The 9506-nt window shown below is 67.9% G+C and carries 8 protein-coding genes and 1 pseudogene; 1 reads left to right on the top strand and 8 read right to left on the bottom strand.

Going from position 1 to position 9506, the window contains the following annotated elements:
- The 8 genes and pseudogenes from AC27KI_RS14765 to AC27KI_RS14730 form a co-directional block, all read right to left on the bottom strand.
- Positions 1 to 381: pseudogene (locus AC27KI_RS14765) on the bottom strand (hypothetical protein); the annotation flags it as partial.
- Positions 381 to 1127 carry a lysophospholipid acyltransferase family protein gene (locus tag AC27KI_RS14760; protein ID WP_487114490.1) on the bottom strand — a complete coding sequence of 249 codons (747 nt, stop codon included), beginning with the start codon at positions 1125 to 1127 and terminating at the stop codon, positions 381 to 383. The gene AC27KI_RS14760 and the pseudogene AC27KI_RS14765, both read right to left, overlap by 1 nt.
- Positions 1128 to 1206: 79 nt before the next feature.
- Positions 1207 to 1803 carry a D-glycero-beta-D-manno-heptose 1,7-bisphosphate 7-phosphatase gene (gmhB, locus tag AC27KI_RS14755; RefSeq protein WP_487114488.1) on the bottom strand — a complete coding sequence of 199 codons (597 nt, stop codon included), beginning with the start codon at positions 1801 to 1803 and terminating at the stop codon, positions 1207 to 1209.
- Between the two features lie 57 nt (positions 1804 to 1860).
- A complete protein-coding gene (gene glyS / locus AC27KI_RS14750) occupies positions 1861 to 4140 on the bottom strand; it encodes a glycine--tRNA ligase subunit beta (RefSeq protein WP_487114486.1) in 2280 nt (759 codons plus the stop codon).
- A 36-nt stretch (positions 4141 to 4176) separates the two neighbouring features.
- Positions 4177 to 5121 (bottom strand): glycine--tRNA ligase subunit alpha, encoded by a 945-nt coding sequence (glyQ, locus tag AC27KI_RS14745; protein WP_284398394.1) that lies wholly within the window; start codon positions 5119 to 5121, stop codon positions 4177 to 4179.
- Between the two features lie 221 nt (positions 5122 to 5342).
- Entirely contained in the window at positions 5343 to 6569 is a 1227-nt protein-coding gene (fabB, locus tag AC27KI_RS14740) for a beta-ketoacyl-ACP synthase I (RefSeq protein WP_487114484.1), read from the bottom strand.
- Positions 6566 to 7105, bottom strand: a complete 540-nt coding sequence (gene fabA / locus AC27KI_RS14735; protein ID WP_487114482.1) for a 3-hydroxyacyl-[acyl-carrier-protein] dehydratase FabA — start codon at positions 7103 to 7105, stop codon at positions 6566 to 6568. The genes fabB and fabA overlap by 4 nt, the downstream gene beginning before the upstream one ends.
- Before the next feature lie 214 nt (positions 7106 to 7319).
- Positions 7320 to 8393, bottom strand: coding sequence for an asparaginase (locus tag AC27KI_RS14730; protein ID WP_272565197.1), 1074 nt, complete (start codon positions 8391 to 8393; stop codon positions 7320 to 7322).
- Between the two features lie 144 nt (positions 8394 to 8537).
- On the opposite strand from AC27KI_RS14730, the gene AC27KI_RS14725 reads away from it, so the two are divergent.
- Positions 8538 to 9464: a LysR family transcriptional regulator gene (locus AC27KI_RS14725; RefSeq protein WP_284398041.1), complete on the top strand. Its 927-nt coding sequence runs from the start codon at positions 8538 to 8540 to the stop codon at positions 9462 to 9464.
- Positions 9465 to 9506: the final 42 nt, after the last annotated feature.

The following is a 9506-nucleotide window of genomic DNA, read 5'->3' as shown; positions in this document are numbered from 1 at the left end:
CACCGCCAGGCCGTCCGCCCCCACCGTGAACCCGATGGTGCGCCGCCGCGCCCGCTGCAGCGCGTAGGCCACGACGGCGTCGCCCAGCAGCACCTCGCGGCTCGCGCGGGGGTGGCGGAAGATCGCGGGGCTGAGCAGCGTGCCCAGGGGAACGGGCGGCGCTTTCGCCACCGGTGGAGCGGGCGATGGCGATGGCGATGGCGTTGGCTTGGCAGCGTCTTTTGCTACCAAATTAATAGCATCATCGGCAATCGAACCGCCGGCATCCGCGGCATTCGGCCTGGAATTCCTGGCACGGGGCGCCGAGGCAGGCGCAGTCGACGGCTCGGCCGGCGCCGCGCCGCCGAACAGATCGAGCGCCAGCTGCACCAGCCGCTGCATCACCGGCCCGGCGCGTAGGCCTCGGGGTCGAGGCGCTGCATTTCGGATTCGATCCAGGCCTCGACCTCGCGCATCAGCTCGTCGGGCTTGCGGCCTTCGGTCGGGATGGGGCGGCCGATGGACACGTCCACCGTGCCCGGCCGCTTGATGAAGGCCTTGCGCGGCCACACCTTGGCCGACGTGACGGCGATCGGCACCACGGGCACGCCCGCCTCGATGGCCAGCCGCGTGCCGCCGCTCTTGTACTGGCCCTTGCGCCCGCGCTCCACGCGCGTGCCTTCGGGGAACATGATGACCCAGGTGCCCTTGGCCAGCAGCGTGCGGCCCTGCTGCAGCACCTTCACGAAGGCGCGGGCGCGCTGGCCGCGGTCGATGTGGATCATGTCCAGGCTGCCGATCGACCAGCCGAAGAACGGCACGTACAGCAGTTCCTTCTTGAACACGTAGGCCAGGGGGCGCGGCATGATCGCCGGCATCAGGAAGGTCTCGTAGGTGGACTGGTGCTTGACCAGCAGCACCACGCCCTGCGTGGGGTCGGTGGGCAGGTGCTCCATGCCCGTGATGCGCGTGCGGATGCCCATGATGACGCGCGCCGCATCGGTGCTGAGCTTGAGCCACGCCCGCGCGATGCGGTAGCGCGTGCGGCTGCTGGCGCCGAACAGCCGCACCAGCAGGATGAGCAGCGTATAGGGCACCACGGTGATGCCCATCCAGAGCAGGTGGACGATGGAACGGATCAAGGCCATGGCAATCAGGAAAAAATGGGTGTTTTAGGGCTCATGCCCTAGGAATATATGCCGTTTTAGCTATTAATTTAATAGCACATCAGACGGCGATGTTCAGGCCCGGCGCCGCCACGGTGGATTGCGCGGCCACGTGGTCGGCAAAGTCGGCCAGGCTGGCATGGAACTGCGTGCCTTCGGGCCACGGGCTGGGCAGCAGGGCATCGCCCGAGGCGACCAGGGGCGCTTCGGCGGCCTGGGCCGCACCGACCCGATGCAGCTGCGCACCGATGGCCGCGCCGGCCCGCAGATGCTCCACGCAGTTGCCGGCCACCAGTACCTCGTCACCCTCCACGCCGTAGCGGTCGCGGATCTGCTCCATCAGGCCCGGCGCCGGCTTGCGGCAGGCGCACAGGTCGTCGGGTGCGTGCGGGCAGTAGAACACGGCGTCGATGCGACCGCCCACCGCCGCGAGTTTGCGGTGCAGCTTGGCGTGGATGGCGTTGAGCGCCATCACGTCGAACAGCCCGCGCCCCAGCCCGGGCTGGTTGGTGGCGACGACGACATGCCAGCCGGCATGGTTGAGCCGCGCCACGGCCTCCAGCGCCCCGGGCAGCGGGGTCCACTCGTCGGGCGAAGCGATGAAGCTCTCGCCCGAGGGGTTGAGCGTGCCGTCGCGGTCGAGGATGGCGATTTTCATGGTGTGGGAGCGCCGGGTGAAAGACTGCGCCAGCCTACCACCAGCGCGGCCCCTGCCTCAGGCCGCCAGCCGGGACAGGTCGGCCACGCGGTTCATGGCCACGTGCAGGCGCTTGAGCAGGCCCTGGCGGTTCAGGCGCAGGTCCAGTTGCTCGGCGTTGACCATCACGTCGTCGAAGAACGCATCCACCGGCGCGCGCAGCACGGCCAGCGTCTGCAGGCTGGCGGTGTAGTCGCCCGCGTCGAACTGCGCATCGGCCTCGGGCACGAAGCGCTGCAGCGCGGCGTAGAGGTTCTTTTCCGCCTCTTCCTGCAGCAGGTCGGGGTTGACGTGCGGGTCCACGGGACCGGCCACCTCGGCCTTCCTGAGGATGTTGCCCACGCGCTTGTTGGCCGCGGCCAGGGCAGGCGCCTCAGGCAACGCGGCGAAGGCACGCACTGCGGCCAGACGCCTTGGCACCTCATCAAGTCTTTCTGGCGGCCCTTGGAGAACTGAGTCAATTTCTTTAGCGCTGAAACCAAGCTCGCGCAAATACCCTGCAAGCCGATCGCTAACAAACACTTGGGTGGCAGTAAGCGCGACACCCGAATTAATTCGCAGCCCAATGAATTGATACAAGGCATCTAAAGCGACACGCTCGGCTTGTGGCAAGGAAGACGCCATTTCCACTTTTTTCTCGAGCCAAGCTCGGAAAACGCGCAGAGTTTCGCTGAGCATTAAGGAAAGATCCAGTGGCAGATGCCTTTCGATCAGCACGCGTATCACGCCTAAAGCATGGCGACGCAACGCAAAAGGATCGCGGTCTCCAGTAGGGCCGTTATCAATCACGAACATGCCGACCAGCGTTTCCAGCTTGTCGGCCATGGCCACGATGACGCCCACGTTCTCGCGCGGCAGCTCGTCGCCCGCGAAGCGCGGCTTGTAGTGGTCCTCGATGGCATGGGCCACTTCGTGCGCCAGGCCATCGTTGGCGGCGTAGTAGCCGCCCATGATGCCCTGCAGCTCGGGGAATTCGCCCACCATGTCGGTCACCAGATCGGCCTTGGACAGCCGCGCGGCGGTGTCCACGCACGACAGCAGGTAGTCGCGGGCGATCTCGCCCTCGGCCGAATCCAGGTCCGCGTGGTGCGTGCCGATGCCGGCGAACAGCTGCTCGGCGATCGCCTTGGCTATTGTCCTAACGCGCTCCACCCGCTCGCCCTGCGTGCCCAGCTTGTTGTGATAGACCACCTTGGAGAGGCTCTCCACGCGCGACAGCAGCGTCTTCTTGCGGTCCTGGTCGAAGAAGAACTTGGCGTCGGCCAGGCGCGGGCGCACCACGCGCTCGTTGCCCTGCACCACCGCGCTCGCATCGGCGGGCGTGATGTTGCTCACCACCAGGAATTGGTGCGACAGCCGGCCATCGGCCTGCAGCAGCGGGAAGTACTTCTGGTTGGCCTTCATCGTGAGGATCAGGCACTCCTGCGGCACATCGAGAAACTCTTTTTCGAACTCGCAGATGAGCACGTTGGGGCGCTCGACCAGCGCCGTCACCTCGTCGAGCAGGGCGTCGTCCTCGATGGGGCGCACGCCGCCACCCACGCGCGCGGCCGCGGCCTGCAGCTGGCGCACGATCTCGGCGCGGCGCTCGGCGAAGCTCGCGATCACCGCGCCCTGCTCGGCCAGTTGCTGGGCGTAGCTGTCGGCACTGGTGACGACGACCGGGTCCACGGCCGCCTCGAAGCGGTGGCCGTGCGTGGTGTTGCCGGCGGTCAGGCCCAGCGCCTTCACCGACAGCAGCACCTCGGTGCCGTGCAGGGCCACCAGGCCATGCGCGGGGCGCACGAAGCTCACGCTGGTCCAGCCGGGCTGCTCGCAGCCGGAGGCGAGTTGGTAGCGCATCACCTTCGGGATGGGCAGCTTGGCGATGGATTCGTGCAGGGCCTTCTGCAGGCCCTCGGACAGCGTGGCGCCGCGCACGGTGCTGTCGTGGAACAGCACCTCGGCCTTGCCGTCCGGCACGCGGCGCAGCGCGGCCACGGCGGAGGCGTCGGCGCCCAGGGCGGCCAGCTTCTTGAGCAGCGCGGGCGTGGCGTTGCCGGCGGCATCCAGCCCCACGGCGACGGGCATGAGCTTTTGCGAGACGGCCTTGTCGGCGGCCTGGGGCGCCACTTCGGTGATGTGCGCGGCCAGGCGGCGCGGCGAAGCGAAGGCCGTCAGGCGCGAGCCCGGCGCGGCCAGCCCTTGGGCCTGCAGCTGCTCGAACAGCACGCCGGCAAAGGCGTCGCCCAGCTTTTGCAGGGCCTTCGGGGGCAGTTCTTCGACGAACAGTTCAACGAGAAGATTCGGATGGGTCATGGTGGTCTGTGTTCCTTCCTGATGCGCGTGCGTGCCTCAGGCCGCCTTCTTCTGCTGTTGCTGCTGCTGGTCGGCGCGGGCCAGGTCGGCCAGCACTTCGGCGGCCCATTCCTGGGGCGCCATGGGAAAGCCCAGCCGCGCGCGGCTGTCGAGGTAGCTCTTGGCCACGGCGCGGGCCAGGTTGCGGATGCGGCCGATGTAGGCCGCGCGCTCGGTCACGCTGATGGCGCCGCGCGCATCCAGCAGGTTGAAGCTGTGCGCGGCTTTCAGCACCTGCTCGTAGGCCGGCAGGGCGAGCTGCTGCTCCATCAAGTGCTGGGCTTGGCTTTCGTGCGCGCTGAACGCGGTGAACAGGAAGTCGGCGTCGGAGTGCTCGAAGTTGTAGGTGGACTGCTCCACCTCGTTCTGCTTGTACACGTCGCCGTAGGAGAGGCCGTCGGTCCAGGTCAGGTTGTAGACGTTGTCCACGCCCTGCAGGTACATCGCCAGGCGCTCCAGGCCGTAGGTGATCTCGCCGGTGGCGGGCTTGCAGTCGATGCCGCCGACCTGCTGGAAGTAGGTGAACTGCGTCACCTCCATGCCGTTGAGCCACACCTCCCAGCCGAGGCCCCAGGCGCCGAGCGTGGGGTTCTCCCAGTCGTCCTCGACGAAGCGGATGTCGTTCTTCTTGAGATCAAAGCCCAGGGCCTCCAGCGACCCCAGGTACAGCTCCAGGATGTTGGCCGGCGCGGGCTTGAGCACGACCTGGAACTGGTAGTAATGCTGCAGGCGGTTGGGGTTCTCGCCGTAGCGGCCGTCCTTGGGGCGGCGGCTGGGCTGCACGTAGGCGGCCTTCCAGGGCTCGGGGCCCAGCGCGCGCAGGAAGGTGGCGGTGTGCGAGGTGCCGGCGCCCACTTCCATGTCGTAGGGCTGCAGCAGCGCGCAGCCCTGTTCGGCCCAGTACGACTGCAGCTTCAGGATGATTTGCTGGAAGGTCAACATGCGTGTGTCTGGCATGGCGGGGCCATGCGGTTGGTAGAGAGGGTTTGCACGCAGGCGCGCGCAAAAGCGGTCGATTTTACGAGGCGCGCCCGGCGCATCGGCCACGCCCGGCACGGGGCCGCCACGCCCGCATGCAAAAATAGCCGCCACCGCTTATGCATCAAGCGCTGGCAGCTATCATCTTCATAGCAATACACCGCGGTTGCACCGCGGGCGTCCACTCAATCCTGCCAGCGGCGCAGCACCAGGCTGGCGTTGGTGCCGCCGAAGCCGAAGCTGTTGGACAGCACGGTCGTCAGCGATGCATCGCGCGAGGTGCGCACGATGGGCATGCCCTCGGCGGCCGGGTCCAGGTTTTCGATGTGGGCCGATCCGGCGATGAAGCCGCCCTGCAGCATGTACAGGCAGTAGATCGCTTCCTGCACGCCCGTCGCGCCCTGCGAGTGGCCGGTGAGCGACTTGGTGGAGGAGAACGGGGGCACCGCGTCGCCGAAAACCTCGCGCAGCGCGCGCAGCTCGGGCAGGTCGCCCACGGGGGTGGACGTGCCGTGCGTATTCACGTAATCGATCGTGCCGCCGCCCGCTTCGGCGATGGCCTGGCGCATGCAGGCGATGGCGCCGTCGCCCGAGGGCGCGACCATGTCTTCGCCGTCCGACGACAGGCCGAAGCCGACGATCTCGGCCAGGATGGTGGCGCCGCGGGCCTGGGCGTGCTCCAGGCTCTCCAGCACCAGCGCACCGCCGCCGCCGGCGATCACGAAGCCGTCGCGGTCCACGTCGTAGGGGCGCGAGGCCGTCTCGGGCGTGGCGTTGAATTTGGCCGACATGGCGCCCATGCCGTCGAACAGCGTGGCCAGGCCCCAGGAGAGCTCTTCGCCGCCGCCCGCGAACATCACGTCCTGCAGGCCGAAGGCGATCTGCTGCGCCCCCATGCCCACGCAGTGCGCGGAGGTGCTGCAGGCCGAGGTGATCGAGAAATTGATGCCCTTGATGGCGAACGCCGTGGACAGGTTGGCCGACACGGTGGAGCCCATGCAGCGCGTGACCTGATAGGGCCCCACGCGGCGGATGCCCTTGGAGCGCAGCGTGTCCGCCGCCTCGATCTGGTTGGCCGGCGAGCCGCCACCCGATCCCATGATGAGGCCGGTGCGGGGGTGGGACACCTGGGTGGGCGACAGGCCGGACTGGGCGATGGCGTCCTTCAGCGACAGGTAGGCGTACGCCGCGGCATCGCCCATGAAGCGGCGCTGCTTGCGGTCGATGAGCGCGTCCAGATCGATCTGCGGCGCGCCCGCCACCTGGCTGCGCAGGCCGAGTTCGGCGAACTCGGGCATGGCGCGGATGCCGGACTTGCCTTCGCGCAGCGACGTGGTCACTGCCTGCTGGTCATTGCCGATGCACGAGACGATGCCCGCACCCGTGATGACGACGCGCTTCTTCATGGTCATGCCGTGGCTCCCGCTGCGGGTGCTCCGTCCTTCCCGACTTCACGCTTGAAAAGGCCCACGCGCAGGTCGTTGGCCACATAGATCTCCTGGCCGTCGGCCAGCAGGCGGGCATCGCCGATGGCCATGACCAGCTTGCGCTTGATCACGCGCTTGATGTCGATTTCATAGGTGACGAGCTTCACGTTGGGGCCGACTTCGCCGGTGAACTTGACTTCGCCCGCGCCCAGGGCGCGGCCCCGGCCCGGCAGCTGCAGCCAGGTGAGGTAGAAACCGATGAGCTGCCACATGGCATCCAGCCCCAGGCAGCCCGGCATGACCGGGTCGCCCTGGAAGTGGCAGTCGAAAAACCAGAGGTCGGGGCGCACATCGAGTTCGGCCCGGATTTTCCCCAGCCCATGCGCCCCACCATCGCTGTCGATGTGCGTGATGCGGTCAAACATCAGCATGGGCGGCAGCGGCAGTCGTCCGCTGTCAGGGGTGAACAGCTTGCCCTCGCCGGAGGCGATCAGTTGTTCATAGGAAAAGGAATCAGCCATTGTCAGTCGTGCTCCAGATCGGCGGTGCGCCCGCCGGATTTTGATTGCGCGCCACCGAGGTCTTTTCGGTGGCGGGGCATCCATTATCAAGGCACACGGAGGGCCGACTGTGACACAGGGCCAAGGGTGATTCCCTAATTTCATGAAAGCGGACCGCGCCGGACCGCGTCAGCGCAGGCCGCACTGGCGTGCGGCCGCGCGGATCGGGCCCCGGTCAGTACTGCCAGAAGATGCGCTGCAGGTCCTTGCTGGTCTGGGGCTTGGTCAGCGCCACGGCGGCCAGGATGCGGGCCTTCTGGGGGTTCAGGTCGTGGGCGACCACCCAGTCGTACTTGTCGTCGGGCTGCTCGGCATTGCGCAGCACGAAGCCGTCGGCGATGCGCGAGGAGCGGATGATCTGCACGCCCTGGCCGCGCAGTTCCTGCAGCGCAGGCACCACCCGGTCGGCCACCGAGCCGTTGCCGGTGCCAGCATGGATCAGCGCCTTGACGCCCGAGCGGCCCACGGCGTCCACCGTGGAGCGCGGCACGTTGCCGTAGCCGTAGACGATCTCCACGGGGGCGAGCGTCTCGATCTCATCGATGTTGAACTCCGATTGCGCGGTGTGGCGCTTGACCGGCGCGCGGAACCAGTAGTTGTTGCCCTCCACCACCATGCCCAGCGGGCCCCACTGGCTGCGGAACGCCTGCGTCTTGATGTTGACGCCCTTGACCACGTCGCGGCCGCTCTGGATCTCGTCGCTCATGGTCACGAGGACGCCCTTGCCCGAGGAATCCTTGCTGGCCGCCACCGAGACGGCGCTCAGCAGGTTCAGCGCGCCGTCGGCCGACAGCGAGGTGCCGGGGCGCATGGAGCCCACGACCACGATGGGCTTGTCGGTGCGCACCACCAGGTTCAGGAAGTACGCGGTTTCCTCCAGCGTGTCGGTGCCGTGGGTGATGACGATGCCGTCCACGTCGGCCTGCTTGGCCAGGGCCGACACGCGCTTGCCCAGCTTGAGCAGCTGCTCGTTGGTGAAGCTCTCCGAAGCGATCTGGAAGACCTGCTCACCCTTGACGTTGGCCACGTTCGCCAGCTCGGGCAGGCCCGCGATGAGCTTGTCCACCGGCACCTTGGCCGCGGCGTAGGACGCGCTGTTGGTCGCCGAGGCGCCTGCGCCGGCAATGGTGCCGCCCGTGGCCAGGACCACGACATTGGGCTTGGCGGCGGGCTGGGCCGCGGCCACGACGGCCCAGGCTGCGAAGGCGGCGCCGGCCAGCAGGCGCTTCAGTTTCAGAGGGGAAAGCATGTGAGTCTCCGTAATGAATGACACTTTTTGTGCCCGCGGCATTTCCGCGGGTGCCGTATGGTAGGAAGCCGCATGGCGGGCTGTGGGGAATAATCGCCGGCCGGGTGTGACTTCCGGTCATATTCTCGTTTTCCCTCCCCTGCGATGAATCTCCGCCAACTCGAAGTCTTCCAGGCCGTCATGCAGACCGGCAACATGAGCGCGGCTGCCCGGCTGATCAACATCACGCCGTCGGCGGTGAGCAAGACCATCGCGCACGCGGAACTGCAACTGGGCTACGCGCTGTTCAGCCGGGCCCGCGGGGCCCTGCTGCCCACGCCGGAGGCGCAGGCGCTGTTCACCGCCTCCAGCCAGATCCACAGCCAGCTCGACGCGCTGCGCCGCACCGCGCACAACCTGCGCCAGCCCGAGGGCGGCCTGGTGCGGCTGGCGGCGATTCCGTCCGTCACGCACGAATTCCTGCCCGCGGTGCTGGAGCGCCATGCCCAGCAATCGCCCCGGGTGCGCGTGGAAGTGCGCACCCTGCACCAGGACCAGATGGCGCAGGCGCTGCTCACCCGCTCGGTGGATTTCGCGCTGGGCTTCTACGATCACCCGCACCCGCAGCTGGAGAGCAGCATCCTGGTGAGCGGGCCGCTGTTCATCGCCGTGGCGCGGGACATCTGGCTGCGCGCGGTGCGGCTGAACCGGTCCGACCCGATCACGTTCCTGGCCAACACGCCCATGATCCAGTTGCTGGGCGACGAGCCCATGCGCCAGCCCATGGCCGAACTGGCGCAGAGCCTGGGCGTGCACACCGAGTTGGGCATCCAGATGCAGACCTCGCAGTTGGCCCTGGCGCTGGTCAAGCGCGGCATGGGGTGGACGGTGGTCGATTTCCTGACCGCGCGCAACCTCGACCCGGCCGCCATCACCGCGGTGCCGCTGCGCGACCTGCCCCCCATGGCGCTGCATGCCTACCACGCCGCCAACCGCCCGCCGGACCGCCATGCCGCCCGCATGCTGGCCCTGCTGTCGGACGTGCTCATGCAAACGATGGCGCGCGCGCCCTCCGAAGCGGCCGCGCTCTGAGCGGGCCCTTCGATCAGCGCCAGGCGCGCGGGGGGTTTCAGG

Source organism: Acidovorax sp. KPB24-03, assembly GCF_057546605.1.
This window is presented reverse-complemented; position numbering and strand designations above follow the sequence as displayed.

Bases quoted from the DNA above. Each gene is read 5' to 3' on its own strand.
- glyS (WP_487114486.1), bottom strand. From the start codon at position 4,140: ATGACCCATCCGAATCTTCTCGTTGAACTGTTCGTCGAAGAACTGCCC.
- glyQ (WP_284398394.1), bottom strand. From the start codon at position 5,121: ATGTTGACCTTCCAGCAAATCATCCTGAAGCTGCAGTCGTACTGGGCC.
- fabA (WP_487114482.1), bottom strand. From the start codon at position 7,105: ATGGCTGATTCCTTTTCCTATGAACAACTGATCGCCTCCGGCGAGGGC.
- gmhB (WP_487114488.1), bottom strand. From the start codon at position 1,803: ATGAAAATCGCCATCCTCGACCGCGACGGCACGCTCAACCCCTCGGGC.
- AC27KI_RS14725 (WP_284398041.1), top strand. From the start codon at position 8,538: ATGAATCTCCGCCAACTCGAAGTCTTCCAGGCCGTCATGCAGACCGGC.
- AC27KI_RS14760 (WP_487114490.1), bottom strand. From the start codon at position 1,127: ATGGCCTTGATCCGTTCCATCGTCCACCTGCTCTGGATGGGCATCACC.
- fabB (WP_487114484.1), bottom strand. From the start codon at position 6,569: ATGACCATGAAGAAGCGCGTCGTCATCACGGGTGCGGGCATCGTCTCG.
- AC27KI_RS14730 (WP_272565197.1), bottom strand. From the start codon at position 8,393: ATGCTTTCCCCTCTGAAACTGAAGCGCCTGCTGGCCGGCGCCGCCTTC.